Source organism: uncultured Roseovarius sp., assembly GCF_913054395.1.
Classification (GTDB): domain Bacteria; phylum Pseudomonadota; class Alphaproteobacteria; order Rhodobacterales; family Rhodobacteraceae; genus Roseovarius.
In genome coordinates this window covers 1-25,918 of record NZ_CAJXIP010000008.1, presented here as the reverse complement: position 1 = coordinate 25,918, position 25,918 = coordinate 1, and the positions used below count along the sequence as shown (strand labels likewise).

Annotated in this window: 26 protein-coding genes, 1 tRNA gene and 1 pseudogene; 20 read left to right on the top strand and 8 right to left on the bottom strand. The window is 60.6% G+C overall.

The window, feature by feature from the left end; genetic code table 11:
- Positions 1-11: 11 nt before the first annotated feature.
- Positions 12-776: an IclR family transcriptional regulator gene (locus QZ522_RS02080; RefSeq protein ID WP_294606935.1), complete on the top strand. Its 765-nt coding sequence runs from the start codon at positions 12-14 to the stop codon at positions 774-776.
- A 17-nt stretch (positions 777-793) separates the two neighbouring features.
- On the opposite strand, the gene QZ522_RS02075 is transcribed toward QZ522_RS02080, so the two are convergent.
- Positions 794-1,690 carry a LysR family transcriptional regulator gene (locus QZ522_RS02075; RefSeq protein WP_294606933.1) on the bottom strand — a complete coding sequence of 299 codons (897 nt, stop codon included), beginning with the start codon at positions 1,688-1,690 and terminating at the stop codon, positions 794-796.
- Between the two features lie 179 nt (positions 1,691-1,869).
- Here QZ522_RS02075 and QZ522_RS02070 point away from each other — a divergent pair, with 179 nt between their 5' ends.
- The 4 genes from QZ522_RS02070 to QZ522_RS02055 all read left to right on the top strand — a co-directional run bounded on the left by QZ522_RS02070 (position 1,870) and on the right by QZ522_RS02055 (position 5,517).
- A complete protein-coding gene (locus QZ522_RS02070; RefSeq protein ID WP_294606931.1) occupies positions 1,870-2,862 on the top strand; it encodes a C4-dicarboxylate ABC transporter substrate-binding protein in 993 nt (330 codons plus the stop codon).
- A gap of 69 nt (positions 2,863-2,931) precedes the next feature.
- Positions 2,932-3,441, top strand: a complete 510-nt coding sequence (locus tag QZ522_RS02065; RefSeq protein ID WP_294606929.1) for a TRAP transporter small permease — start codon at positions 2,932-2,934, stop codon at positions 3,439-3,441.
- A gap of 1 nt (position 3,442) precedes the next feature.
- A complete protein-coding gene (locus tag QZ522_RS02060; protein WP_294606927.1) occupies positions 3,443-4,744 on the top strand; it encodes a TRAP transporter large permease in 1,302 nt (433 codons plus the stop codon).
- On the top strand, positions 4,720-5,517 hold the full coding sequence (locus tag QZ522_RS02055) for an alpha/beta fold hydrolase (RefSeq protein ID WP_294606925.1): 798 nt from the start codon (positions 4,720-4,722) through the stop codon (positions 5,515-5,517). The genes QZ522_RS02060 and QZ522_RS02055 overlap by 25 nt, the downstream gene beginning before the upstream one ends.
- On the opposite strand, the gene QZ522_RS02050 is transcribed toward QZ522_RS02055, so the two are convergent.
- Positions 5,502-6,281: an IclR family transcriptional regulator gene (locus tag QZ522_RS02050; RefSeq protein ID WP_294606924.1), complete on the bottom strand. Its 780-nt coding sequence runs from the start codon at positions 6,279-6,281 to the stop codon at positions 5,502-5,504. The genes QZ522_RS02055 and QZ522_RS02050 overlap by 16 nt on opposite strands.
- 100 nt (positions 6,282-6,381) lie before the next feature.
- Between QZ522_RS02050 and QZ522_RS02045 the strand changes: the two genes are divergently transcribed.
- Positions 6,382-8,511 (top strand): malate synthase G, encoded by a 2,130-nt coding sequence (locus tag QZ522_RS02045; protein ID WP_294606922.1) that lies wholly within the window; start codon positions 6,382-6,384, stop codon positions 8,509-8,511.
- A gap of 12 nt (positions 8,512-8,523) precedes the next feature.
- Positions 8,524-8,949, top strand: a complete 426-nt coding sequence (locus QZ522_RS02040; RefSeq protein ID WP_294606920.1) for a heme-binding protein — start codon at positions 8,524-8,526, stop codon at positions 8,947-8,949.
- Positions 8,950-9,038: 89 nt separating this feature from the next.
- On the opposite strand, the gene QZ522_RS02035 is transcribed toward QZ522_RS02040, so the two are convergent.
- Entirely contained in the window at positions 9,039-9,710 is a 672-nt protein-coding gene (locus QZ522_RS02035; RefSeq protein WP_294606918.1) for a hypothetical protein, read from the bottom strand.
- Complete coding sequence (locus tag QZ522_RS02030) at positions 9,711-11,111, bottom strand: selenium-binding protein SBP56-related protein (RefSeq protein ID WP_294606916.1); 1,401 nt, start codon at positions 11,109-11,111, stop codon at positions 9,711-9,713. It lies immediately after the preceding gene.
- A 293-nt stretch (positions 11,112-11,404) separates the two neighbouring features.
- On the opposite strand from QZ522_RS02030, the gene QZ522_RS02025 reads away from it, so the two are divergent.
- The 6 genes from QZ522_RS02025 to QZ522_RS02000 all read left to right on the top strand — a co-directional run bounded on the left by QZ522_RS02025 (position 11,405) and on the right by QZ522_RS02000 (position 15,804).
- Entirely contained in the window at positions 11,405-11,770 is a 366-nt protein-coding gene (locus QZ522_RS02025; RefSeq protein ID WP_294606914.1) for a hypothetical protein, read from the top strand.
- 84 nt (positions 11,771-11,854) lie between these two features.
- On the top strand, positions 11,855-12,088 hold the full coding sequence (locus QZ522_RS02020; RefSeq protein ID WP_294606913.1) for a hypothetical protein: 234 nt from the start codon (positions 11,855-11,857) through the stop codon (positions 12,086-12,088).
- A complete protein-coding gene (locus QZ522_RS02015) occupies positions 12,085-13,554 on the top strand; it encodes a TolC family protein (RefSeq protein ID WP_294606911.1) in 1,470 nt (489 codons plus the stop codon). The genes QZ522_RS02020 and QZ522_RS02015 overlap by 4 nt, the downstream gene beginning before the upstream one ends.
- 13 nt (positions 13,555-13,567) lie before the next feature.
- On the top strand, positions 13,568-14,923 hold the full coding sequence (locus QZ522_RS02010) for a copper oxidase (RefSeq protein ID WP_294606909.1): 1,356 nt from the start codon (positions 13,568-13,570) through the stop codon (positions 14,921-14,923).
- A gap of 17 nt (positions 14,924-14,940) precedes the next feature.
- Entirely contained in the window at positions 14,941-15,498 is a 558-nt protein-coding gene (locus tag QZ522_RS02005; RefSeq protein ID WP_294606907.1) for a plastocyanin/azurin family copper-binding protein, read from the top strand.
- A gap of 24 nt (positions 15,499-15,522) precedes the next feature.
- Positions 15,523-15,804 carry a copper-binding protein gene (locus tag QZ522_RS02000; protein WP_294606905.1) on the top strand — a complete coding sequence of 94 codons (282 nt, stop codon included), beginning with the start codon at positions 15,523-15,525 and terminating at the stop codon, positions 15,802-15,804.
- 112 nt (positions 15,805-15,916) lie between these two features.
- Here QZ522_RS02000 and QZ522_RS01995 read toward each other — a convergent pair.
- The 3 genes and pseudogenes from QZ522_RS01995 to QZ522_RS01980 form a co-directional block, all read right to left on the bottom strand.
- Positions 15,917-16,123: pseudogene (locus QZ522_RS01995) on the bottom strand (IS3 family transposase); the annotation flags it as partial.
- Positions 16,124-16,131: 8 nt separating this feature from the next.
- Positions 16,132-16,944 (bottom strand): class I SAM-dependent methyltransferase, encoded by an 813-nt coding sequence (locus QZ522_RS01990; RefSeq protein WP_294606903.1) that lies wholly within the window; start codon positions 16,942-16,944, stop codon positions 16,132-16,134.
- Positions 16,945-17,517: 573 nt separating this feature from the next.
- Positions 17,518-18,090 carry a TetR/AcrR family transcriptional regulator gene (locus QZ522_RS01980; RefSeq protein WP_294606897.1) on the bottom strand — a complete coding sequence of 191 codons (573 nt, stop codon included), beginning with the start codon at positions 18,088-18,090 and terminating at the stop codon, positions 17,518-17,520.
- A 103-nt stretch (positions 18,091-18,193) separates the two neighbouring features.
- On the opposite strand from QZ522_RS01980, the gene QZ522_RS01975 reads away from it, so the two are divergent.
- From QZ522_RS01975 to QZ522_RS01960, 4 genes are all read left to right on the top strand, one after another.
- Positions 18,194-18,760: a carboxymuconolactone decarboxylase family protein gene (locus QZ522_RS01975; RefSeq protein ID WP_294606978.1), complete on the top strand. Its 567-nt coding sequence runs from the start codon at positions 18,194-18,196 to the stop codon at positions 18,758-18,760.
- 304 nt (positions 18,761-19,064) lie between these two features.
- Positions 19,065-20,699, top strand: coding sequence for a hypothetical protein (locus tag QZ522_RS01970; protein ID WP_294606895.1), 1,635 nt, complete (start codon positions 19,065-19,067; stop codon positions 20,697-20,699).
- A gap of 360 nt (positions 20,700-21,059) precedes the next feature.
- Positions 21,060-22,619, top strand: coding sequence for a Hint domain-containing protein (locus QZ522_RS01965; protein ID WP_294606893.1), 1,560 nt, complete (start codon positions 21,060-21,062; stop codon positions 22,617-22,619).
- Positions 22,620-22,847: 228 nt separating this feature from the next.
- Entirely contained in the window at positions 22,848-23,096 is a 249-nt protein-coding gene (locus QZ522_RS01960) for a hypothetical protein (RefSeq protein ID WP_294606891.1), read from the top strand.
- A 29-nt stretch (positions 23,097-23,125) separates the two neighbouring features.
- Here QZ522_RS01960 and QZ522_RS01955 read toward each other — a convergent pair.
- Positions 23,126-23,215, bottom strand: a tRNA-Ser gene (locus QZ522_RS01955).
- 206 nt (positions 23,216-23,421) lie between these two features.
- Here QZ522_RS01955 and QZ522_RS01950 point away from each other — a divergent pair.
- The 3 genes from QZ522_RS01950 to tmk form a co-directional block, all read left to right on the top strand.
- A complete protein-coding gene (locus QZ522_RS01950; protein ID WP_294606889.1) occupies positions 23,422-24,330 on the top strand; it encodes an SPOR domain-containing protein in 909 nt (302 codons plus the stop codon).
- Between the two features lie 12 nt (positions 24,331-24,342).
- Positions 24,343-25,512, top strand: coding sequence for a D-alanyl-D-alanine carboxypeptidase family protein (locus tag QZ522_RS01945; protein ID WP_294606887.1), 1,170 nt, complete (start codon positions 24,343-24,345; stop codon positions 25,510-25,512).
- Positions 25,509-25,918 (top strand): dTMP kinase (gene tmk, locus QZ522_RS01940; protein ID WP_294606886.1); only part of this gene is annotated, 410 nt, incomplete at its 3' end. The genes QZ522_RS01945 and tmk, both read left to right, overlap by 4 nt.

Here is a 25,918-nt window from a genome sequence, read left to right as displayed (position 1 = left end):
GAAGGCTGGGCATGGAGGGCGACAAACACGATACCATCCCGACGAACCTGAGATTGCTGCTCGTGATCGAAGAGATGGCGCGTGCCGGAGTCCCGTTGACCCCGACCGAGGTGAACGCAAAGCTTGGCCTGCCCAAGCCGACCATTCACCGGCTGTTCATGACGCTCGAGGAAGAAGGCTTTGTGCAGCGCGACCTCGACGGGCGAAGCTATTCTCCGGGGCCGCGCCTGCGCACGATGGCGGGGGGGATTCTGTCCTCGCTCAGGATCAGAACCGCCCGTCAGGCGATCCTGCAAAAGCTGAGCCGAGAGATTGGCGAGACCTGCAATATCGCGCTGCCGGACCGCGATGCGATGGTCTATGTCGAACGGATCGAGACCGAATGGCCGCTGCGCATCCAGCTTCAGGTTGGCACGCGGGTGCCGTTCTATTGCACCGCCAGCGGCAAGATGTACCTGAGTTCACTGGTGCCTTCGCATCTCAAGCGCTATCTGGCGGCGACCGATCTTGTCGCCAGAACGCCCAACACGATCACCGATATCGACATGCTTCTGGACGAGGTGGAAACGATAAGAAAGCAGGGCTATTCGCTGGACCGCGAGGAATTCCTGACCGACATGATCGCAATTGCGGTGCCGCTTCTGGATACGAATGACCGGCTGATTGCCACCTTGTCGTTCCACGCCCCGACGCAACGCTTTGATATCGCCCGCGCGCTTGAATACCGCGAGGCGATGCATGCCGCCGGAAGAGAGCTGTCGGCGCTGATCACCTGAACGGGGCAGGGGCCGCGCTAGGAAATCTCGGGAAAACTCTCCCAGATCAGGCGGCCGGTCTCGTCCAGTTTCTCGGGCGAACAAAACAGCGAGATCGTCATCCGCGCCTGCCAGTCGCGCCCGCCCACACGCACAAGTCGCCCGCTTGCCAGTTCCTGCGTGACCGAGCTTTCGGGAAGCCAGGCCACCCCGCTGCCGCCAAGGGCGCGCCGCTTGAGAGCCTCGGCAAGCGCATCCCTGTAGCGCTGCACGAGCGACGTGGTCCGACCGCCGATGATCTGATCGACGACTGTGCCCAGAAAGGTGTTGGGGTCATAGGACAGATAGGGGATGTCCTGCCCGGTCTTGCCCGGCAGATACCAGCCCTTGCGGGTGGCGACACCGGCCTCGGCCACCGGCAGCAATATCTCGCGCCCGATATCCTTGCGCACGAATTGTGTCTCGTCCATCACCGGCGCCACGTCCTGATGGCGGTAATACATGAGGAACTCGCATGACCCTTCGGCAAGCAACTGGCAACAGGTTGAAAGGCTGTCGGAAATTACCCGCGTGCGCAACTCGGGGTGTGCCGCCTCAAGTGCGCCAAGGCGCGGCGACAGGAAATTGAGCGAAATCGCGTGCAGCACCGCAAAGCGCTGAAAGCGGGCGTCGGAACTGGCGGCCTGACGGATCGCCTGACGCGCCTCGGTCAGCTGCGCGATGGTGTCCTGGGCAATCGGCAGAAACGCCTCTCCGCCCGATGACAGGCGCACCGGATAGGTCGCGCGATCAATCAGCGGCTCGCCAAGCCAGTTTTCCAGCGATTTGATCCGGCGGCTGAAGGCGGATTGGGTGATGTTTCTCTCTTCCGCGGCGCGGGTGAAATTCAATGTGCGCCCGAGACAGACAAAATCCCGCAACCAGTTGATATCCATCGCCCATCCCCCGCTTTCAAAGCACAGAATGGGGTGGTTTCTGAAATCATGCAAGATTGGAATAGTTCCAGACCATGTTTGAATTGGCATTTTGACGCCGCACTTGCCTAGGCTTGAGACATGAAAACAAGGCCGGACCAACGGCCAGTTCCCACTTCTCAACCCAACAGGAGAGACACATGACACTTACAAGCAAAGCGCTGGCCCCCATCGTTGCCGCCGCACTCGCGAGCACCGCGCTACCCGCTACGGCGGAAACCGTGATCCGTCTGTCGACCTATGTGAACGAGGCCGATATCCGCTACGATGGTTTCGTGCATTTTGCCGAACTGGTCAGTGAAAAGACCGGCGGCAGCGTCAAGGTTGAAATCTTCCCCTCTGCCACGCTGCATGGCTGGTCCGAAGGGGTTGACGCGGTTCAGGGCGGTGTCTCCGACATGAGCTGGATTCCCGCCGACGAGCGCTTGCCGTGCTATCGCGTGACCTCGCTTTACCCGGTGGCGATTGATCTTGAAAATCAGGTCGCGCTTGACGCGGGTTATGCCGCGCTGGTCAAGGACGAGGCGGCCAAGGTCAATCTCGTGCCGGTCTTCAACTCGAATTATTCCTACGATCAGGAATGGTGGTTCGAGGATGGCATCGAAGATCTCGGCAAGCTTGACGGCAAGCTCGTGCGCTCGATCGGGCCGCTGGTCAGCCTGATGATCGAAACCTGGGGCGGTCAGCCGGTTTTCGTGGCCCCCAAGGAAGTGTTCCAATCGGCCGAGCGCGGCGTGGTGGACGGCATCAACATGGGCGTTGCCACCTATTCAAGCTGGAAGCTCTGGGATGTGATGCCCTATATGGTCAACGCCAACCTGTTTTACGGCAATATCAACTACATGATGAACCTCGACAAGTTCAACAGCATGAGTGCCGACGAACAGGCCGCGGTGATGGCCGCCGCCAGCGAGACCGAAACCTGGCTCAAGCCGCGCTATGAAGACTGGGTCGATCAGCGCGTTGGCAATGCGGTGATGAAGGGCGGCGGTGCCGCTGTGTCGATCCCGCAGGATCAGCGCATGGCCCTGATCGACAGCGTGCAGGGCACTTGGGACAAAGAGGTCGATGCGGCCTGTGGCGGCGATCTGGCGGGCGATATCCGCGCGCTTTTCGCCTCGCACGCGCCATAAGCCGTGCCCATTCGGCCCGTCCCTGGCAATGCCGGGGCGGGCCAATCCCGCAAAACCGGAGGCAGTCTCATGTCCCTCTCTCGCACGATCGCGCTGTTTGAGCGCGTGGTGATCTTCATGGCCGCTCTCGGGGGTGTGCTCGTCCTGATCCAGATGGTCTGGATCAGTTACGGGGTATTCACCCGCTATGCGATGAACGCGCCCGACCGGATGGTGACCGAGGCAACCGCGCTCCTGCTGTTTCCGGTGGCCTTTGCCGGGCTTGCCTATGCGCTGCGCGAAGATGCCTATCCGCGCGTGACCATGCTGACCGACAGGTTCGGGCCTGATGCGCGCAAGGGCTTTGCCCTGCTCAACATGGGGCTGATGCTGGCGGTGGGGCTGTTCTTCTCGCTGGCGGCGATCAAGGCCACCATGGGGGCGTTCAAATCCGGGGCCTCGTCGGAAATCCTGCTCTGGCCGCGCTATGCATTCTGGGCACCGGGCGCGGCGGCGCTTGTGCTGTTTTCAATCTACGCGGCATTGCGGTTCGCACGACTGGTGGTGACCCCGGCCCGCGACCTGAAATCGGAGATCTGACATGGAATGGTACGAAGTCGGCCTTGGCCTTCTGGGGCTGTTGATGCTGCTGATTGCCATCGGCCTGCCGATCCCCTTCGCACTGGCGGCGGCCTCTTTGCCGTTTCTCTGGCAAATCCAGAGTTTCCAGACCTCGCTGGTGTCGTCGCAACTCAAGCTCTGGGGCGTGTGGATCGACTATATCCTGCTGGCGGTGCCGCTTTTCGTCTTTCTTGGCGAATTGATCGGCAAGTCGCGGATCGGTCCGAACCTCTATCAGTTCCTGCATCAGGGCGTGCGCATTCGCGGCTCTGCCGCCTATGGCTCGATCGGGGCCTGTGCCGGGTTCGGCGCGGTTTGCGGCTCGTCGATGGTCGGGGCGCTGACGATTGGTGGTGTGGCCCTGCCGGAAATGCTCCGGCTTGGCTATGGCAAGCGGCTTTCGGCCGGGGTTTTGGCGGCAGGGGGTACGCTTTCGGTGCTGATCCCGCCAAGCCTGATCCTGCTGTTTTACGGCATTGTCACCGATCAGAGCATTGGCGATCTGTTCATCGCGGACGTCATTCCGGGGTTGGTCCTGGTCACGGCCTTTGTCGTCGTGGTGCTGATCTGGGGCATCCTGCGCCCGCAGGACATTCCGAACCGCGAAGACGCGATGCGCATGCCGCTGATGCAGATTTTCGCCACCGTCGGGCCGATCCTGCTGATCGGTCTGGTGATCACCGTCGCGATTTACGCCGGTATTGCCACCCCGACCGAGGCCGCCGCCGTGGCCGCCCTGTTGACCGTGGCCCTTGCCTTTGGCATCGGCGGGCTGACTTGGCTGGGATTTAAAGAGGCGCTTTTCGCGACCATGCGCACCATGGGCTATCTTGGTCTGCTGTTGTCGGCGGGGGTGCTGTTCGGGTTCGTTCTGACCTATTACCGGGTGCCGCAGCAATTCACCGAACTTTTCCTGAGCTTCGATCTGTCGCCCTATGTGGTGCTGGTCATCGTGCTGGCATTCTACATCGTGCTCGGCATGTTCCTTGAGCCGGTCTCGATGACCTTCATCACCCTTCCGACGATCTATCCGCTGATGTCGGCGGCGGGCTTCGATCTGATCTGGTTCGGCGTGGTCTATACCATCACCATGGAGATCGCGGTGCTGACGCCGCCCGTGGGCCTTAACCTCTATGTCATTCAGGGCATCGGGCGCGGGCAGGTCACCATCGGCGATGTGATCATGGGATGCCTGCCCTTTATCGGCGCGCTTGTGGCGCTGATCGCGCTTCTGATCCTCTGGCCGGAGACTGCCCTATGGCTGCCCGACCAGATGCGTTGAGCGCCGTGCCGCAGAGCTATCGGCGCGCCGGGTCGGGGCCGGCGCTGGTGCTGGTGCATGGCTATCTCGGCGGGGCCGATCAGTGGCACGACATGATCGCGCATTTCGCGCCGGGCTTTGACGTGATCGCGCCGGATCTTCCCGGCTGCGGCGGCAATGCCGATCAGCAGGGCCCGGATCGCATCGGCGATTTCGCGCGGGCGGTTCTGGCCCTTCTCGATGATCTCGACGTGACCGAGTTCACCCTTCTGGGGCACTCGATGGGTGGCATGATCGCCCAGGAACTGGCCCGGCTTGTGCCTCATCGCGTCACGCGTCTTGTGCTTTATGGCACCGGGCCGCTTGGCATGATGCCCGACCGGTTCGAGCCGATCGAGACCTCCCGCGAGCGCCTGCGCGCCGACGGGGTGGCCGAAACCATTGCCCGGATCGGCGCCACATGGTTTCGGCAGGGCAGCGCGGGGCGGGGATATGATCTTGTCGCCTCGCTTGGCCGCCGGGCCAGCACCGCCACCGCTTTGGCGGCGCTGGATGCGATGGCGCATTGGGACGGGCGCGCGGCGCTTTCCGGGCTCACCATGCCCGCGCTGGTGATATGGGGCGATGGCGACCGGTCCTATCGCTGGCCGCAGGTTCAGGCGCTCTGGGAGGGGCTGGCGGATGCGCGCCTTGCTGTGCTACCCGGCACCGCCCATGCCGCGCACCTTGAAAAGCCCATGCTGTTCAACATGCTTCTGGCCGATTTTCTGGGTGGCGATCAACCGGGCGGATGACCGCCAAGCTTTGCGGTAAGTTCATCCGCCGCTTCGGCCACCTGTTTGCCGATGGCATCAAGCCGCGTATCCGGCAGGCGCGCCGCAAGCCCCGAGACCGAGATCGCGCAGGCCGCTTCGCCCTGCGCCGACCACACCACCGCCGCCAGACAGCGCAGGCCGGTCACATGTTCCTCGTCATCCAGCGCATAGCCCTGTGCGCGGATGCGCTTGATGTCCACCATCGCCGTGGTCAGGCTCCGATGCGAGCGCTTGGTCATCGGGTGAAACCCGGTGCGGGCAACGAAGGCGGCGATATCGGCGTCCTCCCATGTGGCCAGGATCGCCTTGCCCATCCCCGAACAAAAGGCCGGTACCCGCCCGCCCGGCGGCGAAATCGCACGCATGATCTCGCGGCTTTCCACCTGGCTTATGGTCACCAGCTCGTCTTGATCGAGAATGCCAAGATTGGCGGTCTCGCGCGTGAGATCGCGCAACCGGCGCAGATAGGGCAGGGCAGGGGCCACGAAATTATGCCGCCGCCCAAAGGCCGCCCCCACGGCAAAGGCCTCTCGGCCCACATGCCAGAGCGCGCGATCCGGCTCGAACTGGGTGAAATGCTGAAGTTCCAGCGTGGTCAGCAACCGATGCGTGGTCGATACGGCAAGCCCTGCCTGTCGCGCGATATCGCTTACGCGCAGGCCCTCGTCGTTCAGACTCAGGATTTTGAGAAGCCTGAGCGCGCGCGCGACGGATTGAACGCCCTCTGTCTTTGAATCAGTCATTTTTCGGTATACCTTTCCATACAATGGAAAACATTTTTCCTTTTCTTACAAGTCTCGTGATCCCGCGTTACGCCCCCGAACAAATGAATGGAGACCGGACATGACCACATATGTAGACCGCCACGGCCTGTCAGTGGCTGAACCTCTTGCAGCGCTGATCGAGAACGACATCCTTCTGAACGTAACCGCCGATCAGTTCTGGTCCGGCTACGCGGCAATGCTGCGCGAGCTGGGGCCTGTCAATGCCGCCCTGCTTGAAAAGCGCGAGGATTTGCAGGCCAGGATCGACGCCTGGCACCTTGAGCGCCGCGGCCAGCCGCTTGATGGCGAGGCCTATCGCGCCTTCCTGAGCGAGATCGGCTATCTGCTTCCCGAGCCAGAGCCGTTTTCCGTCGAAACGCAGAATGTCGACCCCGAGATCGCCAGTGTCGCCGGGCCACAGCTTGTCGTGCCGGTGATGAATGCGCGCTTTGCGCTCAATGCCGCCAATGCTCGCTGGGGCAGCCTTTATGATGCGCTTTACGGCACCGATGCGATTGAAGGCGCGCCAAAGGGCAAGGGCTTTGACGCGGCTCGCGGCGCAGAGGTCATCGCTTGGGCGCGCGCGCATCTTGATGTCGTCGCCCCGCTGGCGGCCGGATCATGGGCCGATGTCACCGCACTTGAGGTCGCGGGCGGCGCGCTTGGCGTCACCACCGGGGCCGGGGAAACCGGCCTTGCCGATGCCGCGCAATTCGCGGGCTACAAAGAGAACGGCAACGTCTTTCTGCGCGTGAACAGCCTGTTGGTCGAGATCGTCATCGACCGCACATCGCCGATTGGCAAGACCGACCCGGCGGGCATTTCCGATATCCGCCTGGAAAGCGCGCTGACGGCGATCCAGGATTGCGAAGATTCCGTTGCCGCAGTGGATGCCGAAGACAAATGCGTGGTCTATGCCAACTGGCTTGGCCTGATGCGCGGCGATCTGAGCGAAGAGGTCGAAAAAGGCGGCACGGTGATCACCCGTCGCCTTAACGCGGACGTCGAATACCTTGATCCGGCGGGCAATCCCGTGACCCATCCGGGCCGCGCGGTTCTTCTGGTGCGCAACGTGGGCCACCTGATGACCACCGACGCTGTGCTTCTGGATGGTCAGGAGACCCCCGAGGGCATGCTTGACGCCGCTGTTACGGTGGCCGCCGCGATGCATGACCTGACCAAGACCGGTGCGCGCAATTCGCGCGCGGGATCGGTCTATGTGGTCAAGCCCAAGATGCACGGCCCCGAAGAGGTTGCCTTTGCCGATACGCTTTATGGCCGGGTCGAAGATATCCTTGGCCTTGCGCGCAATACCGTAAAGCTTGGCGTAATGGACGAAGAGCGGCGCACCTCGGCCAACCTTCTGGCCTGTATCAAGGCCGTGAAGGACCGTTGCGTCTTTATCAATACCGGGTTCCTCGATCGTACCGGCGACGAAATCCACACTTCGATGCAGGCCGGGCCGGTCATTCCCAAGGGCGAAATGCAGGGGGCCGTCTGGCTCGCCGCCTATGAGGCGGGCAATGTCGATGCGGGTCTTGCCGCCGGCATGTCCGGCAAGGGCCAGATCGGCAAGGGCATGTGGGCCAAGCCCGACGCCATGGGCGAGATGCTCAAGGTCAAGGTCGGCCATCCGCTTGCCGGTGCAAATACGGCTTGGGTGCCCTCGCCGACGGCGGCGACGCTTCATGCCACGCATTACCACCACGTTGATGTGGCCGCCGTGCAGGACGAGATGAAGGGACGCGAAAAGGCCTCGCGCAGCGATCTTCTGACGCCACCGCTCATGATCGGGCGCAACCTGTCGGGCGAAGAGGTACAGCGCGAGCTCGACAATTCCTGTCAGTCGATCCTTGGCTATGTGGTGCGGTGGGTCGATCAGGGGATCGGCTGTTCCAAGGTGCCAGACATCAACGATGTGGCCCTGATGGAAGACCGCGCCACCCTGCGGATTTCGGCGCAATACCTGGCCAACTGGCTTATTCACGGGATTTGCTCGCCGGAAGAGGTCGATGCCTCGCTGCGGCGCATGGCCCCCAAGGTGGATACCCAGAATGCGGGCGATCCGGCATATGTGCCGATGGCGCCGGGTTTTGACGGGGTTGCGTTCAACGCCGCGCGCGATCTTATTTTCAAGGGCGCGGAACAGCCTTCGGGGTATACCGAACCGCTGTTGCATGCCGCGCGCCGCTGCGCCAAGGCGATCTGAGGAGAGACCGACATGATGACGATCAAAAGACTGGACCTTGGCGATGCCGGCGTATTGCTGGCGGGGGCCCGTGCCCGCGCCGCCGAGATTGGCGTGCCGATGTGCATCGCGATCACCGACGAGGGCGGCAACCTCGTGGCCTTCGAGCGGATGGATGGCGGCAAGGTGACCTCGATCACCATCGCCATCGACAAAAGCTTTACCGCCTCGGGGGCCAAGAAGGCGACCCATGAATATGGCGAAGTCAGCCAGCCCGGCGCGCCGGTTTACGGCATTGCCTCGGCAATCGGCGGGCGGCTTATGGTCGTTGGCGGCGGCCTTCCGGTGGTGGTTGACGGCGATGTCGTCGGCGGGATCGGCGTTAGCTCGGGCACGCCGGCACAGGATCGCGACGTTGCCCAGGCCGGGCTTGACGCGTTTCTGGCCGCGCAGGGCTAAGCGCGGGCCCGACAGGCGCGACACTATGCATTGACCTGCCCCGCCGGGTGATCCGGGCGGGGCAGTTTTCATGTGTCAGGCGCGGGTCCTCAATGCCCCTGAACCGCCGCCCAGATGCCGAAAAGCCCGACACAGACAAGGCTTAGTGCCCAGACCAGATCAAGGTTGAACCAGGTCCGGGACAGGAACTTGAGACCAAGCCAGAGATAGATCGCCGTCGCGATCACCCCGCCCGCGACAGTCATCGCAAGCGTATGCACCCCCGCCACGAGCAAGGCCGTCCCAAGGCTGCCGGTCATCAGGCTCTGCGCTGCCATATGGCCGGTTTCGCCCGCGTTCACCGTACAAATTCCCAGAAAGATGGGCAAAAGCATCAACCCGGCCCCATGCGCCATGGCCGCGAGGAACGACCACAGCGCCAGCCGCGCGGGATGGATGCGCGCCAGGACCTTGGGGTGGCGCCGGTTGATCAGAAGATACCCCCCCATCGCGATCACGATAAGGCCGGCCCCGATACGGATGCTGACCTGCCAGTCCAGCAAGACCACCATCATCGAGAACGGCAGGAGGATGGCCAGCATGGCAAGGAAATGACCAAGCGCCAAAAGCGCGAGGGCCGATGCCAGGGCGCCGTGGCGACGCTCCATCAGGGCGGCCGAGACCGCCAGCGGCCAGCCCATACCCGGATTGATGCCGTGATAGATGCCCGCAAAGACGACAGCCCCCCAAAGGGCCGTCACCGAGGACGGATCAGCAAGCATTCAGACCGAAGGGTAGCAGAAGCTGTCGGTCGAGCAATCGCCGCCTTCAAGCCGGATCTGATGTGCCCGCAGGCCCTTGGGGAAGTCCACGTAGAAATCCTTGTCTAGTGTCAGCCCGCCCTTTTCCCCGACATGGGCCATCACCATCTGGCCGCCGTCGTCATTGGGATAGAACTGATTGTCCCAGGTCGAATAAAGCGAGTTGGTCCAATAGACCCGTTTACCGTCGCGGCTTATCTCGACCATCTGCGGACCAAAGGCGAAATCGCCGCCATTGGGGTGCTTGTGATGGGCGACAATGCCGCCAAGCTCTACCTTGCCTGCCAAAACCGGGTTCATCGGGTCGCTGACATCGTATTGATGCATCTCGCCGAGGCCCCAGCAGGCGACGTAGAGATATTTGTCGTCGAGGCTAAGGTCGATATCGGTGACCAATGGCGGCACCGCGCCAAATCCCTTGAGCAGATCAGGCAGGTCGTCGGCATCGGCGGGCACAGGATCAATCGTGATGGTCTTTTTCGATTGCCAGACCCCATCGTCATCGCGCCACCAGGTAAAGATTGCACCCTGAAGGTTGGTTGTATCCACCACCACGCCGCAAAACCCATAGGATTTGGTCGGGTCATGCGCCGGACGGATTTCAAGCGCCATCTGGTGGTTCTCGCCCAAATCCATCGTCTGGATATTCTTACGCGCGCGCAAATCCCAGAAGTGGATCGAGTGGCCGTATTTGTTGCTCAAGAGGTCCTCGGCCACGATGCCGTTCTCAAATTGCGGCGGCAGGCCCCATTCGGAGCTGACCATGTAGTCCTGCGGCAGGTTCCACCAGAAGTCATAATGCTTGTCCTGCTTGCCGCGATCCATCTCGTAGCGGCCGATGATCTCAAAGGTTTCGCAATCCATGATGAAAATGCCCGGTGGGCCGTCTGTGCCATCGGGGCCGCCGCCGCCAAGGGTCGAGACATAGATGCCCTCTGGGCCGCAATGGATGGTATGCGGGCGCGAGTACCCGGTCTTTGCAAAAACCTCTTCGGGCTCGATCGTCTTGTGAATATGGGCCTTGAGCGGATCCTTGACGTCAATGATATAAATGCGCGACGAGCGGATGCCGGGCACGATCAGATAGCGACGTTCGAGAAACGCATGCCCGGAGAGCGGCGAAAGCGAAGAGGAACAGGCATTCCAGCCAAAATGGTGAAACTCGTCGCCCTTGTGGGGCACGATTACCTGGTGCACGATCTTGCCGTAGGTGTCAGAACCGGGTTTGAGGTCGACGACCGCGATCCCGTCCGATTGCTTTCCATCCGGGCTTAGCATGACGGTAAAGCCATAGGTTTCAGCCGGGGCTTGCATGGCAAGTTTCGGCGATGCGTGAAATGTCGGATCTGGTCTAAGGGTCATATTTCCACCTCCCAATAGAAATCTGTGCCCCTTGGGGGCATCATTTTTGACTGAGGCGTATCGGGTCTATGATGCTGCACAAAGCAGACACGCCCTGACTGTTTTCTATCACAATAATCGGTTTCGCGCCTGACATAATTTGGTCCCGTGCCTGGCCAGACGGTCCGACGATGGTTGCAAAGGGCGGCAAAGGAGGGTTTCCTTTGCCTTCGGGATGCGCCGACAATTGCCCGCAAGCGGGGCAGGGGCTTATTTGGGTTGCGTGGCAGAACCCCACGGTTTATCCAAAAGAAATGATGTATCTGCGGGTCATTTTTCAAACCTTCCTGCTGGCGCTGATCGTGGCGATCGCGGCCAATGGTGCGGCGATGGCCTCGACTGGCGTGATGCATCAGGACCATTGTGCGCATGCCGCATCCGATGCGACGAAGGCTGCGCCGATGGTGATGGATCACGAAAACCATTCCGCGGCGAGCGATGACGCCACATCCGCGCATGATCACGAGACCTGTATGATGCACGCGTGCTCGGCTGTGGCATATGAGCCGTCCGAGGCTGTTGTGATCTCGGTTCTGCTGTCGGTGGTGATCTCCTCGCGGGAACAGCAGCTTTTGGCGCTTGAGCGCGCTGACGGCCTTTTGAGGCCCCCAAATACCTGATCCCCGGCCGTGCCGGGTCTGAATGAGCGGGACACACGGTTGACGTGAGGGTCCTGTATAGCGTTCTTTCGATCAGGAAAAATCATGAAATTCTATATTGTACTGGGCTTTCCCATAGCCCTTGCGGCCTGTGGCGCGGTGACCGAACCGCAACCACCAGCCCGATTGGCTGCTGCTGCTACCCCTGAGACCAGCCATGACCACGCCAACGCTGCGTCGCTGCTGACCGGCTATACCGCGCGTCCGGTCACGGGGCCCGCCTCGTGGCGCGCGCTCAATGACCGGCAATCCCCCGATCACAAGGGGGGCCACGAATGAGAGTGCCACGCAAAACCGGGCTGGCGTTTTCTGCCGCCCTGCTGATTTCGGCTTGTGCCTCGCCGCAGCAGGTGGCGAAGTTTGCCGATCCCAAGGCCGCCTTTGCGCCGGTCGCGGACAATGGGCGCAAGGTGCTGGGCAAGGACACCGCCCTGTTGATGGATGCCCCCGCGATCGAGGCCAATGCCAAGCGCGTGCATGCCATGGTTCAGGGCAAGACGCTTGACGCCGATGCCGCCGTGCAGGTCGCGCTGTTGAACAACCGAGGCCTTCAGGCGGCCTATGCACAGCTTGGCGTGTCTGCGGCCGAGGCCTGGCAATCCATCATGATGCCCAATCCGGTGGTTTCCATCGGGGTGCTGGGGATCAATGCCGATGGGCTGGGCGCGTACCGCTCCATCGAAGCGACCATCGCCAGCAATCTTTTGGCGGCCTTCACGCAACAGGGGCGCAGCCGTATGGCGGATGTGAAATTCCGTCAGGCACAGCTTGCTGCGGTCGAAAAGACCCTGAGCGTTGCTCTCGACACCCGGCGTGCCTGGGTCGATGCCGTAGCCGCCTTCGAGGCCGCCGGGTTGGTCCGCGAGGCCCAGAGCACCGCCGATGCGGCGTCCGAACTGGCCGCGCGGCTTGGCGAGACCGGCTATCTCAACAAGGCGGATCAGGCGCGCGAACATGCGTTCTATGCCGAGTTGACCGGCCAGCGGGCACAGGCCAGGCTTGCCGCCTCGCTGGCGAAAGAGGCGCTGACCCGGCAGATGGGTCTTTGGGGGCAGGACGTGAATTATTTTGTGCCCAATGCCCTGCCACGCCTGCCCGGACAGGTGAAAAGCCGCCCGCATATCGAGCGCGACGCACTTAGGTCGCGGGTCGATCTGGCGCTTGCGAGACTTGAACTGGACAGCATGGCCAAAGCACGCGGAATGACCGAAGCGACACGATACGTCACCGATCTGGAACTGGTGGTCGGGGCCGAGCGTGAGCGCGAGAACGATGGCGGCGGGACTGAAACAGAGACCACGCCACAGGTCGAGCTTGAATTCGCGATCCCGGTTTTCGACAGCGGAAAGGCACGTCTCAAGCGGTCCGAGGCGGCCTATATGCTGGCCGCGCATCAGCTTGCCGAACGGGCGGTGAATGTGCGCTCCGAGGCGCGTGCGGCGCATGCGTCTTATCTCGGCACGCACCAGATCGCGCGTCACTATCGCGATGCGGTCCTGCCGCTGCGTCAGAGCATCGAGGAAGAGGCGCTGTTGTCCTACAACGGCATGATCACCAACACATTCGAGCTTTTGGCGGACACCCGCGCGCGGCTGAATTCCAACCTGACCGAGGCCGGTGCGCGACGCGATTTCTGGCTGGCAGAGGCCAACCTTGTGGCCGCCGTGCATGGCGGAGGCGGTGGCGCAGGCAGCGGTGGCGGTGCTCAGGCGTCGGTGGCCGGTGACGGCACCGGCGGGCATTGAAAAGGAACATAAGATGATGAACAGACGTCAACTTCTCACTGCCGGCGCGGGGCTGATGGCCACCGGCGCAATGGCAAAATCCCGAAACATGGGCCTCCCCGAGGCCGCGGTGATGGACAATGCCTCCACGCAATCCCCGCTCAGGCCCAATTCCGGTCCCGACTATAACCCGGTGGTCACGCTCAATGGCTGGACGCTGCCCTATCGCATGAATGGCAACGTCAAGGAATTCCACCTGGTCGCCGAGCCGGTGGAACGCGAGCTTGCCGATGGCATGACCGCCTATCTCTGGGGCTATAATGGCCAATCCACCGGCCCCACGATCGAGGCGGTCGAGGGCGACAGGGTGCGGATATTTGTCACCAACAAGCTGCCGGAACATACCACGGTGCATTGGCACGGGCTTATCCTGCCTTCGGGCATGGACGGGGTCGGCGGGCTTAGCCATCCCGGCATCCCCCCCGGCAAAACCTTTGTCTACGAGTTCGATCTCGTGAAATCGGGCACCTTCATGTATCACCCGCATGCCGATGAAATGGTGCAGATGGCGATGGGGATGATGGGCATGTTCATCGTCCACCCCAAGGACCCGGCCTTCATGCCGGTGGACCGCGATTTCTGCATCATGCTGAACGCGTTCGATATTGATCCGGGCACCTATATCCCGCGCGTGATGACCATGAGCGATTTCAATCTCTGGACCTGGAATAGCCGGGTGTTTCCCGATATCGACCCGCTGGTTGTAGGCCTGGGCGACAGGGTGCGCGTGCGTGTCGGCAACCTGACCATGACCAATCACCCGATCCACATGCATGGCTATGATTTCGAGGTGACCTGCACCGATGGTGGCTGGGTTCCCAAGGAGGCGCGGTGGCCCGAAGTCTCGATCGACATCCCGGTAGGGGCCATGCGCGCCTATGAGTTTGACGCGTTCCATCCCGGCGATTGGGCGATCCATTGCCACAAGTCGCATCACACGATGAATGCCATGGGCCACGACGTGCCGAACTTCATCGGTGCCGACAAGCGCCGACTGACCGGAATGATCCGCAAGCATCAGCCGGAATATATGCCGATGGGCAGCAATGGCATGGCCGAAATGGGCATGATGGAAATGGAACTGCCCGAGAACACCGTGCCGATGATGACCGGTTGGGGCCCGCACGGACCGATAGAGATGGGCGGCATGTTCTCGGTCGTTAAGGTGCGCGAGGGCATCGAGGCAAATGATTACTCCGATCCCGGCTGGTACGACAACCCGCCCGGAACGCAGGCCTATGAATGGACCGGTGAACTGCCGGAATTCACCTCTAACACAAAAGCGGAAACCATCCTCACACCCCGCCCGGACAGGGCGCGGAAAACCTGAATGAACGGAGAGCAGAAATGAAAAAACTTATCCTCGCCACAGGCATCCTGGCAGTATCGGCAAGCCTGGCAATCGCCGCCGGAAGCCATGATGGCGGTCACGGGCATGATGCAGGCCACATGAAAAAGCAGGAGGGTCACGACCATGTACATGATCATGCGCATGGCGCGGGCCAAATGGACATGATGCAGATCGGCATGCCGGGCAACACGGATGACGTCGATCGCCTTATCAAGGTTACCATGATGGAAACCGCCGATGGCGAGATGCTTTTTGAACCGGGCGACCTGAAATTCACCGAAGGCGAGACCGTGCATTTCAAGATCACCAATGCCGGTGAGGTCGACCATGAGTTTGTCATGGATACCTTCGCCAATAACGAAAAACATCGCGCGCTGATGATCAAGTTTCCCGAGATGGAACATGATGATCCCAATTCGGTGCGCCTTGCCCCCGGCGAAAGCGGCGAGATCATCTGGACCTTTGCCAATGCGGGCGAATTCAACTTTGCCTGCCTGATACCGGGCCACATGGAAATGGGAATGCACGGCCCGCTTAATGTGACGTCGAATTAACCCCATAACCTGAAAGGAAACACTATGAAGCTGTTCAAATCCATCCTGCTGGGTCTTGCCCTTACAACCGCAACCGGGGCCTTCGCAGAGCCGGCCTATACCAAGGGTGTCGTCAAGAAAGTGGCCCCTGATGCGGGCAAGGTCACCATCATTCACGAAGAGCTGATCAATCTGGAGATGCCTGCGATGACCATGGTCTTTCGTGTCGCCGACGAGGCTATGTTCGGTCAGCTCGAACCCGGCGCCAACATCGAATTCGTCGCGGAACGGGTGAATGGAAAGCTCACGGTGACAGAATTGAAATAGGGCGCGAGCCGCCCCATGCATGTGCGAAGGCTTCCTTTGCATCTGGTATGTCACCAGACAGGGCAACCCTGCGAGCGGCGCAACATCCGGTAAGGATCGTTGCGCCGCCATCTTAGTGCGCGATACGTATCGACGCCTGGTCCGGCAAGGCCAGGCGGTTCCATTCCGCACCTGATGACCGGACGCCCGCCTCGTTCAGTTTCTGCTGTCTGATTTCGTAGTCAACGGGCGACGGCAAGCCGTTGTACGTGTGTTTGCGCTTCGGGTTGTAGAACATCTCGATGTAGTCGAACGCGTTACGCCTGGCGTCGTCGCGTGTCGGCTTTGTCAGGTCTTGACGCAGGTGAAAATCGTTGCTTCCAGCGGCATTGTCATGTCGGCCGGGCCGAAGGTCACGTTTAACGCCCTGAGCACGGCTTTGGCGACCGTTTCGGGGTCGATGTCCCCTCGGTTGGTGATTTCGTCGATCAATGGATTGCCGTAAACGAGACCCCTGGCGAAACCTTCCGGATTTGCGATCTTTTTCTTCAACCGGATCGTATCATGGCTCACCTCCCGCCATCCGGCGGCCGACAGATCCGCGCGAACCTTTTCAGGGTTTCCATAATGAAAAGGTACCTTGTAGAACCCCGGAGGCTCGCCGGTAAAGAACTGTGCCGGAACCGCATAGGCAATCTGCGAGTAGGGATTTTCCTGCATCGCGCTGAAGACATTGAAGACAAAGCGGCCCCCCGGCTTGAGAACGCGCGCCGCTTCGCGAAAGGCGGCGGGTTTGTCAGGGAAGAACATCACACCAAACTGGCAGACCACAAGGTCGAACTCCGCGTCGTCAAACGGAAGTTCCATCGCGTTTGCGACAGCGAAACCCACGTTCTCGCCGTCAGCGAACTTGCCTCGGGCCACGTCGAGCATCGGAGGATTGAGATCGGTGACCTGAAGCGACGTCTCGGCAGGCAGCTGGTCCCGAAGTTTCCGGCTTACAATGCCGGTCCCGGCTGCCAGTTCTATGACCCGTGTCGGCGCGCCATCGCAACAGGCGCCAGTCAATCGATCGGCGAAATCCGCGAAGAGAATAGGGCCGAGTTCGGCATTGTAATGTTTGGGAATGTTACCGACAAACTCGGCAGCGCTGCCTGCCATGCTGGTGCTCCCGGTCATTAAACAATAGGAACATATTCTATTATATCATGCATCTGACGAATGCCCAAACAGGGCCTAAACCCACCGCTTTGTGCGCTGCGGCATCCGTGCCACGCACGCGCTTCACGGGTGTCCTGGACAGCCCTTAGCCGACGTCAGACACTCTTGACCCGGAAATCCTTGTTGAGGAAATCGCGGGTCGCGAACCCAAACATTTTCGTGACGATGGAACCAGACCAACATGGTGCAGCCCTTTACCAAGGCTGCCTCGCAATATCGTCTGTCACCAGACGCGATCGAGGAGTGCAAGCCAGTTCTCACCCATGACCTTGCGGATGTTTGTCTCTGACCAGTTGGCGCGTACCATAGCGGCGGTCAGGTTGGGTATCACTGCGTCCGGTAACCGGATGCAGTGATACCCATCGCGATCGCCATTTGTTTGCGTATATAGATGTGACCCGCCTTGATGCGGCGGGATTTCGTGTGCCTGTGAAAGGCTGATACGCGAGGGGCTAGCTTTCACGAGACCGGCGGCATCATAAAGGGCCGGGATGGGTCGAAGAAACGGTTGCGTCAAAGCCTTGTCAGGCTGTCGGCAATCTCTGCTGCGATCGCCATTGCGTCGACACCCTCGCGTTCGGCAGAGACGCGCAGGCCCAAAAGGTCAGACTGATACCTGCGGGCAAGCACCTGCGGATCGTAGGCACTGTCGATTTCGCCGGATGATTGCGCTTGCTCAAACAACTCCGCAAACTGGCTCTCCATCTTCAAAAGATGCAGGTTTGCCTCATGCGCCAGCGGGTGGTTGTGCGCTTGGAGTTCAAGGAGTGTCTTTGACAGCATGCAAGCCTTGGCGGGGGCCTCTTCGTTCTCGATGACCATCTGAGGAAAGCGTTGGAGGGCCTTGATCGGGCCGTATTCAGTTGCCAATCGCTTGAGGCGATCAAGGCCATCAACGGCATACTTTTCCATGGCAAGTTTGAACAAGGCATCCTTTGAACCGAATGCCGCGTAGAAACTGCCAGGTTTCATCTGCAAAACGGCTTCCAGGTCTTTCAGAGAGGTACCAGCCCACCCACGCCGCCAAAACAGGTCGCGCGAGCGCTCAATCAATTCATTGCGGTCATAATTCGGCTTGCGGGGCATTGGGTCACCAGGTGTTGAGCGATCACTCAATTATATACTTGAGTGATCGCTCAATAAAGGGTAAATAGTGTCTGTTCAAATTTTATGAAAGACGCCCAAAATGATGAACTTTCCCTCACACGATCAGGACACGGCACCAGAAGAGTCAAAGCCACTCCTGGAAAAATCGCAGAAGGCCTTTGGCCGCCTCCCCGGCTTGCATAAGGTTTTGGCCGAAAGCCCGCAGGCATATGAGGCGTATCAGCTCCTTCATAAACTCTTCACGGAAACGGAGTTTGATGCGGACGAGCTGACTGTTGTCTGGCAATCCATCAATGTAGAGCACGGCTGTCACTATTGCGTTCCGGCCCATACGGGCATCGCCAAGATTATGAAGGTCTCGGATGAACTCTCCGAGGCGCTGCGCAACGAAGCCCCGCTGCCAACTGCAAAGCTTGAGGCCCTTCGGACATTCACCATTCGCATGGTGCGCGAACGCGGCAATCTCTCCGAGAGCCAGATGCAGGCATTTTTTGATGCAGGGTATGGCCACCGTGCGGTGCTCGACGTGATCTTGGGTCTCGCCCAGAAAACCATGTCAAACTATATCAACCACGTTGCGGAAACACCGGTTGATGAGGTGTTCAAACCGCTTGCATGGCAACGCGGCGCAACGCCTCTCAAGGTCTGATCGTAAATTTGGCGCGCTTTCGTGCAATGCAAAGCGCGCCATCTCACACAGCAGCAGGTCACGCGGAAAATGGGGCGAATGCCCCCGGCAACCGCTGCTTTCCGCAGAGCGGACCATTTATTTAGCTCGCCATAGCCGCCGGATACCTCCGGGGCGCGCTGGCCTTGCGCCCCAAGGCGCGACGCAAAGACTGGCAGGACCGGGCCCGGAGTGTCGGCGTCGCAAAGCGTGCCGGGGATATCGGGCTGGGCAGACTGCCCCTCGAGTTTGTGGTATCGTTTTCGAACCAACGAGGAGTATTTCCATGTCAGATTATTTCAACTTGGGCAACTACAGCCGCTCAGCAAGTGATGTTCCTATTGCGCAAACCTGGTTTGACCGTGGCCTGGTCTGGCTGTTCGCTTACAATCATGAAGAGGCCATTGCGTGTTTTGAAAAGACACTGGAGGCCGATCCGGCCTGTGCTTTGGCGCACTGGGGGATCGCCTATGCCATCGGTCCGAATTACAACAAGCCATGGGAGTTTTTTACGCCAGAGGAAAAAGCACCGGCCCTGGAACGCGCACATGCAGCGCTTGAAGCGGGCCTTGCGCTCGAAAACGCCAAGCCATTGGAGTACGCCCTGATCCAGGCGCTTGCGTCGCGTTACCCGACTGATCCGGAAATCGAAGATTACCAGCCCTTCAATGACGGGTTCGCAGCCGCGATGAAGCCGGTTTACGAGGCAAATCCCGATGATCTGGATATCGCCTTTGTCTATGCTGAAGCGATGATGAATCGAACCCCTTGGCAGCTTTGGGACTTTCATAAGGGTGTTCCCAACCCTGATGCCTCGACGCCCGAGGCGATGGCCGTGCTTGAGCGGGCTTTCGATCAAACGTCCGGGGCCTGGGACCATCCCGGCTTGCTACACATGTATATCCACCTGATGGAGATGTCGCCGTACCCTGAACGCGCCCTGCGCCACGGCGACCGCCTAAAGGACTTGGTCCCTGATGCCGGCCATCTCGTGCATATGGCGACCCACATTGATGTGCTGTGCGGTGAATACCAGAACGTCCTCTACAGAAATCTTCAGGCCGCCAAAGTAGACGAAAAGTTCAAGGCCTACGCCGGTCCGGCAAATTTCTATGCGCTCTATCGCATTCACAATCTGCATTTCGCCTTCTATGGCGCAATGTTTCTTGGCCAAAAGGCCGCGGCGGTCGATGCAGCCATACGTTTGCGTGACGAAGTTCCCGACGAGGCTGTCCGCACATACCCCGATATCTTCGAAACCTTCGTGGCCGCTGCGCCGCACGTCTATATCCGCTTTGGTATGTGGTCCGAGATACTTGAACTCGCTCAACCCGAAGACAAGGAACTGTATGTGACCACCAACGCCCTTATCTATTATGCCAAGGCGGTGGCGCTTGCTAATCTTGGCCGACACGAAGACGCCACGGCAGCGATGGCGAATTTCACCTCGGCCTATGCGAAGGTTCCTGAAAGCCGGATGCTGTTCAACAACTTGGCGCGCGATGTGCTTGCCGTGGCCGAAGCGATGATGAAAGGCGAGATCGCGTTCAAAGCAGGCCGCCGCGAGGAAGGGCTCGAGCATCTTCGCAAGGCGGTCTATCTGGACGACAATCTGGAATACGAAGAACCTTGGTCCTGGCCGCAACCCACGCGCCACGCCTTGGGCGCACTGCTCATGGAGGCGGGCGAATATAACGAGGCCGAAGCTGCCTATCGCGCGGATCTGGGCCTCGACGGCAAGCTGCCGCGCCCGAGCCAGCACCCGCGCAATGTCTGGGCGCTGCACGGCTTGCATGAGTGTCTGGCAAGACGCGGCGAGAGTGTTGAACTGCCGCATGTGAAGCTCGCGCTTGATCAGGCGATTGCGCGCGCGGATATCCCGATACGTGCAAGTTGCCTGTGCCGTGCCGCGGCGGCCTGAAAACGAAAGCCCTCCGGTGCGCTGCTTTTCTTGATCCGATCCGTCGCGGCGCTTGGCGGCCCCCACGCTGGCCTGCGTCACCTTCGGCCTGCGGCCGTCGTCCGCGCGCCTCTCTCGAAACAGCCGAACTTCGCCGCATTTGGGCCGGGGCATTGTTTGGCGATGGCGGCGATAACTTCCAGACCAGTAGCGCCGGTGGTGACGTGGCTTTCGTTTCCGTCAACTGAGGCGTGGCCATATTTGTGACGCAACTTATCTAAAATTTGACAAGAACTGTACGTTTTGGCGCCATCAACAGTCTGTATCCATTATGGACACAACGGTCTGCACCGTTGGCTGTAGTGTAAATGGAGTAATGGTATGTCGACTTTTTGGGCCAGAACGGACAGCAATTCCGCGAACAATCCGGCGTTGAACCTGACGGGCGATCCGTCGACGCAGATAACATTCGTCGAATTCGGCGCGAATGGCGATTTGAATCTCGAAACCAATGCGGGCGCCCCCGATCCTGACACGCAGGTCATGATTGGCGGCGTGCTATATGATTTCACCTTCGAGCTGGCAGCACAGCTTCCGACACTCAATAAAGACGGCGCGGGCAAGGTCCCGGACCAGTTTGAAGGCTCCACGGTCTTTACCATCACCGTGCACGACTATCCGATCGCCGGGGATACGATGCGCCTCACCTTTTTGCCGGACGAAGGCGCGACCCAGGCTGAAATGGATTCCTTCGGCCAGGGCGCGATCGACCTTCAGGTCGTTGTGACCGAACCCACATCCGATTACATCGTCGAAGGCTCCAGCGGGGATGACATCATCGACGTCAACTATTCCGGCGATCTCGAAGGCGACCGGATCGACAATAATGATGGTAACCCGCTGCAACCGGGTGCTGCGGGTGGCAATAACGACTCGGTCACGGCTGGCGCGGGCAATGACTATGTCGACTCCGGCTCCGGCGACGATACGGTGTTGGGCGAGGACGGAAATGACACGCTTATCGGCGGCACGGGAGCAGACCAGCTAATCGGTGGCCTCGGCGATGACGAGTTGCATGTCGCCGAGGGTGACAGCGCCGATGGCGGGGATGGCGATGACCTCTTCGTGCTGGGCGATCTGGGCGAGGCGGGGGCCTCCACAATCACAATCATCGGCGGTGAGACAGGCGAAACAAATGGCGACACGCTGCAGCTGACACCAGATGTCGGCTACGACGACATCATCTTCACCAACACTGACGATACGAATGGCGGGCTGTCGGGCAGCTTCACCATGGCCGATGGCACGACCGTTACGTTCTCGGAAATCGAGAACATCATCTGCTTCACCCCCGGCACGTTGATCCTGACAGATAAGGGAGATCGCGCGATCGAGACCCTCCGGCAGGGCGATATGGTTCTGACCCGCGACCACGGGTTCCAGCCGATCCGCTGGATCGGGAACAGCGCCGTTGAAGGGCGCGGCAAGTTTGCCCCCATAGCGATCAATCCAACCGTTTTGGACGGGGCGCGACGGCCGCTTTTGGTCTCGCCACAGCATCGGGTCCTGTTCACCGGGCACAAGGCCGAGCTTTTGTTTGGTACGGATGAGGTTCTGGTTGCCGCCAAGCATCTGGTTGACGGGCGCGATGTGCGCATCGTTGAGCGCAGTCTGGTGAGGTATTTCCACATCATGTTTGACCGGCACGAGGTGATCTACGCTGAGGGCGCGGCCGCTGAGAGCTTCCATGCAGGCGACGCGGGTCTCGCCGCGATATCGGACAAGGCGCGTGAAGAAATGTTTGCCATCTTCCCGCAACTGCGCAGCAATCCGGGGGCCCATGGCAACACGGCGCGCATGTGCCTGAGAGCGCCTGAGGCGCGTGTCCTGATTTCGCAGATGTTGGCCCCGAACGTCGCAACAATACGGCTCGCGGCCTGACCAGAAGCTGAAATGCGCGTCATGGAGTGCCTGACGTCAGCACCCATGGGACAGCTCGGCGTTATTGCGCAGCCGAGGATTTCGGGTTCATCGTAACCTGCATGGGGTGAAGACGAACAAGAAATTCGGACGCAGCAAGGCGTCGGCAGATGAATTGGTAAAGAACTTCCGTCGCAAGACCCGCCAGACATGGTCGGCAGAGGATAATATCCGTGTCGTTGTGCGGGGATGCGCGGCGAAGAAAGCATCTCGATGCTGTGCCGTCAGGAGGGCATCGCCAGGACATTCGCGAACGGTTTTGGCCCACCGCGTATCCACCCGCAACTCCAAGATCCAAATTACAGTTTGAGCGGCAAAGTGGTGGAATACACCAGAGTGGCGCTAGCCAGCTGGCATGTTTTGAAAGCCGACGTGGGCAATCATTGGCGTCAGTTCATGTGTGGCGGCAAAATCCAACACCACGGAAAAGATTTTTAAATCAGTGCTTTATTTGGAATTTCCGGTAATGGCGGAGGAGGTGGGATTCGAACCCACGGAGGACTTTCACCCTCGTCGGTTTTCAAGACCGGTGCATTCGACCACTCTGCCACTCCTCCGACGGTCACCGCTCTACAACGGCTTTTGCGATTCTGAAAGATGTTGTTTTGCGGGGAAATTCGCCCATGGTTCACCTGCGTCCTTTTCTTGCGCGGGGCAAGGCGTTAGACTGCGCGCGGGCGGGACGCCGCAATCGAGTATCAACAGGTCCGGATCAACCGGCGGGGCGCGCATCTTGAAGGCGTCAACAGGCAAGGGGCAATGCATGTTTATTCAATCGGGTGGCAAGAGGTCACGGTGGCGCGGGCTGGCGATGGCGGGGATCGGGCTTGTTTTTCTGGCGGGCTGTGACGAAACCGGAGGGTTCAATCCGTTTCAGGCCAAACCGGAGCAGGCTGCGCAAGGCGCAAGCCCTTCGTCCTCGGTCAAGCTGGTCGAGCGTGATGTCGAGGCTCCCGATGTGTTTCAGGTGACCGACATGGGCCTCTGGGACGGGCGCCCCTCGCTTGGCGGTGTCTGGGTGGCGCATCCCGATGTCAAGGAACCCGAGCGCGTGATCATCCGCAATACGGACAATTCCAAATTCGTAATCGGTGCCCTGTTCCGGCGCGAGCGTGAAAATCCCGGCCCCGCGTTGCAGGTCTCGTCGGATGCCGCCAACGCCCTTGGCATGCTGGCCGGCGCGCCGGTTCAGCTTAACGTGACGGCGCTGCGGCGCGAGGAAACCCCCGAGGCGGCCCCGGCAGCAGAGGAGGCGCCGATCGAAGAGCTTGCCGCGCCAGGCGAGATCGAGGCCACCAGCCTTGACCCGATCGCAGGCGCCGCCGCCGCGATTGATGCCGCCGAGGCCCAGGCCGCGTCGGACGAGGCCAAACCCGAAGCTGCGGCAGCGGCGCCAAAAGCGGCACCTGCGCCTGCACCTGCCCCCCGCGCTACATCGCTTGAAAAGCCCTTCATCCAGATCGGGATTTTCAGCATCGAGCAGAACGCGAGCAACACCGCCACCGCGATGCGGCAGGCTGGTATGCTGCCCACCGTGATCGAGCAGACATCGCAGGGCAAAACGTTCTGGCGCGTGATTGTCGGCCCTGCCACCAACAGCTCGGAACGGGGGGTTCTGCTCAAGAAGATCAAGGGTATCGGTTTTGACGATGCCTATCCTGTCACCAACTGATCGGGGGGCGTCATGACGCTTTTCATCCGCACCGTATTGTCATCCCTTGTGCTGGGGCTTGCCCTTGCCCTGCCGGCAAAGGCCTTTGACACCAGCGCCAAGGCGGCCTTCGTGTTCGACATGACCACGGGTACGGTGCTGCTTGACAAGAATGCCGACGTGCCGATGCCGCCGGCCTCGATGTCCAAGCTGATGACGCTTTATGTTGCTTTCGAGGCGATCCGCGATGGCCGCCTGTCGCTTGAAGAGCGTTTGCCGGTGTCGCGCCATGCCATGAGCTATGGCGGCTCGACGATGTTTCTCGACACCACGGACCGGGTCCGGGTCGAGGATCTGTTGCGCGGCATCATCGTGCTGTCGGGCAATGACGCTTGCGCGGTGATCGCCGAGGCCCTGAGCCCGGATGGATCAGAAGCCGGGTTTGCCGCCTTCATGACGCAGCGCGCCCAGCAAATGGGCATGACAAATTCGACCTTCAAGAATTCGAATGGCTGGCCCGCGCCGGGCCATGAAATGAGCATGCGCGACCTTGCTCTTCTGGCGCGTCACATCATCACCGATTTCCCCAATTTCTATCCGATGTTTGCCGAGACCGAGTTTCTGTTTGACGGGCGTGCGCCGCGCAACTCGCAGAACCGCAATCCATTGCTTAACCTTGGGGTGGGGGCGGATGGCCTCAAGACCGGACATACGCAACAGGCGGGTTATGGGCTGGCCGGATCGGCGAAACAGGGCGACCGGCGGGTAGTCTTCGTGCTCTCGGGTCTCGACAGCGTGCAGGCGCGTGCCCGCGAGGCCGAGGCGGTGGTCAATTGGGCGTTTCGCCAGTTCGCTCAGAAATCGGTCGTCAGGGCGGGTGAAGAAGTGGCCCGCGCCCCGGTCTGGATGGGCGAAGCCGATAGCGTAAGTCTGGCCCCCGCCGAGGATGTCAGCACGCTGATGCCGGTCCTCGGGGGAAGTGATCTCAAGGCCGAGGTGGTCTTTACCGGCCCGGTGCGTGCGCCGGTGACCAAGGGCGACCAGATTGCCGAACTGGTGTTTGCGCCCGAGGGCCTGCCTGAAACGCGCGTCCCGCTTGTCGCCGCCGAGAGCGTGGCAAAGGGCGGCTTTGTCGCGCGCCTGCGCACGGTGTCGGGGTTGTTGCTGACGCGGCTGCAACAAGGGCCCGAGGGGGCGCTTTGAGGGGGCCGGGCCTGTTCATCAGTTTCGAGGGTATCGACGGCTCGGGCAAATCCACGCAGGCGCGGCTTTTGGCCGAGGCGCTGCGCGGGCAGGGCCGCGAGGTGGTGCTGACGCGCGAACCGGGCGGAAGCCCCGGGGCCGAGGAAATCCGAAAACTTGTGCTTGAGGGCGATGGCGACCGCTGGTCGGCGGAGACCGAATTGCTGTTGTTCACGGCTGCGCGGCGCGATCATCTAGAACGCACGATTGCCCCGGCGATTGCGGCAGGCAAGGTGGTGATCTGTGACCGCTTTGCCGATAGCACGCGGATGTATCAGGGCCTGAGCCGCGGTGATTTGCGCGCGGCGGTGGATCAGTTGCACGACCTGATGATCGGGCGCGAGCCGGACCTGACGCTGTTGATTGA

Excerpts from the sequence above, each read along its gene's own strand:
- QZ522_RS01975 (WP_294606978.1), top strand. The coding sequence starts at position 18,194 with ATGAACTTTCCCTCACACGATCAGGACACGGCACCAGAAGAGTCAAAG.
- QZ522_RS02070 (WP_294606931.1), top strand. The coding sequence starts at position 1,870 with ATGACACTTACAAGCAAAGCGCTGGCCCCCATCGTTGCCGCCGCACTC.
- QZ522_RS02025 (WP_294606914.1), top strand. The coding sequence starts at position 11,405 with ATGATGTATCTGCGGGTCATTTTTCAAACCTTCCTGCTGGCGCTGATC.
- QZ522_RS01970 (WP_294606895.1), top strand. The coding sequence starts at position 19,065 with ATGTCAGATTATTTCAACTTGGGCAACTACAGCCGCTCAGCAAGTGAT.
- QZ522_RS02035 (WP_294606918.1), bottom strand. The coding sequence starts at position 9,710 with ATGCTTGCTGATCCGTCCTCGGTGACGGCCCTTTGGGGGGCTGTCGTC.
- QZ522_RS01980 (WP_294606897.1), bottom strand. The coding sequence starts at position 18,090 with ATGCCCCGCAAGCCGAATTATGACCGCAATGAATTGATTGAGCGCTCG.
- QZ522_RS02005 (WP_294606907.1), top strand. The coding sequence starts at position 14,941 with ATGAAAAAACTTATCCTCGCCACAGGCATCCTGGCAGTATCGGCAAGC.
- QZ522_RS01960 (WP_294606891.1), top strand. The coding sequence starts at position 22,848 with ATGCGCGGCGAAGAAAGCATCTCGATGCTGTGCCGTCAGGAGGGCATC.
- QZ522_RS01965 (WP_294606893.1), top strand. The coding sequence starts at position 21,060 with ATGTCGACTTTTTGGGCCAGAACGGACAGCAATTCCGCGAACAATCCG.
- QZ522_RS01945 (WP_294606887.1), top strand. The coding sequence starts at position 24,343 with ATGACGCTTTTCATCCGCACCGTATTGTCATCCCTTGTGCTGGGGCTT.
- QZ522_RS01990 (WP_294606903.1), bottom strand. The coding sequence starts at position 16,944 with ATGGCAGGCAGCGCTGCCGAGTTTGTCGGTAACATTCCCAAACATTAC.
- QZ522_RS02050 (WP_294606924.1), bottom strand. The coding sequence starts at position 6,281 with ATGACTGATTCAAAGACAGAGGGCGTTCAATCCGTCGCGCGCGCGCTC.
- QZ522_RS02015 (WP_294606911.1), top strand. The coding sequence starts at position 12,085 with ATGAGAGTGCCACGCAAAACCGGGCTGGCGTTTTCTGCCGCCCTGCTG.
- QZ522_RS02075 (WP_294606933.1), bottom strand. The coding sequence starts at position 1,690 with ATGGATATCAACTGGTTGCGGGATTTTGTCTGTCTCGGGCGCACATTG.
- QZ522_RS02030 (WP_294606916.1), bottom strand. The coding sequence starts at position 11,111 with ATGACCCTTAGACCAGATCCGACATTTCACGCATCGCCGAAACTTGCC.
- QZ522_RS02055 (WP_294606925.1), top strand. The coding sequence starts at position 4,720 with ATGGCTGCCCGACCAGATGCGTTGAGCGCCGTGCCGCAGAGCTATCGG.
- QZ522_RS02045 (WP_294606922.1), top strand. The coding sequence starts at position 6,382 with ATGACCACATATGTAGACCGCCACGGCCTGTCAGTGGCTGAACCTCTT.
- QZ522_RS02060 (WP_294606927.1), top strand. The coding sequence starts at position 3,443 with ATGGAATGGTACGAAGTCGGCCTTGGCCTTCTGGGGCTGTTGATGCTG.
- QZ522_RS02040 (WP_294606920.1), top strand. The coding sequence starts at position 8,524 with ATGATGACGATCAAAAGACTGGACCTTGGCGATGCCGGCGTATTGCTG.
- QZ522_RS02020 (WP_294606913.1), top strand. The coding sequence starts at position 11,855 with ATGAAATTCTATATTGTACTGGGCTTTCCCATAGCCCTTGCGGCCTGT.
- QZ522_RS02065 (WP_294606929.1), top strand. The coding sequence starts at position 2,932 with ATGTCCCTCTCTCGCACGATCGCGCTGTTTGAGCGCGTGGTGATCTTC.
- QZ522_RS02080 (WP_294606935.1), top strand. The coding sequence starts at position 12 with ATGGAGGGCGACAAACACGATACCATCCCGACGAACCTGAGATTGCTG.
- QZ522_RS02010 (WP_294606909.1), top strand. The coding sequence starts at position 13,568 with ATGATGAACAGACGTCAACTTCTCACTGCCGGCGCGGGGCTGATGGCC.
- QZ522_RS02000 (WP_294606905.1), top strand. The coding sequence starts at position 15,523 with ATGAAGCTGTTCAAATCCATCCTGCTGGGTCTTGCCCTTACAACCGCA.
- QZ522_RS01950 (WP_294606889.1), top strand. The coding sequence starts at position 23,422 with ATGTTTATTCAATCGGGTGGCAAGAGGTCACGGTGGCGCGGGCTGGCG.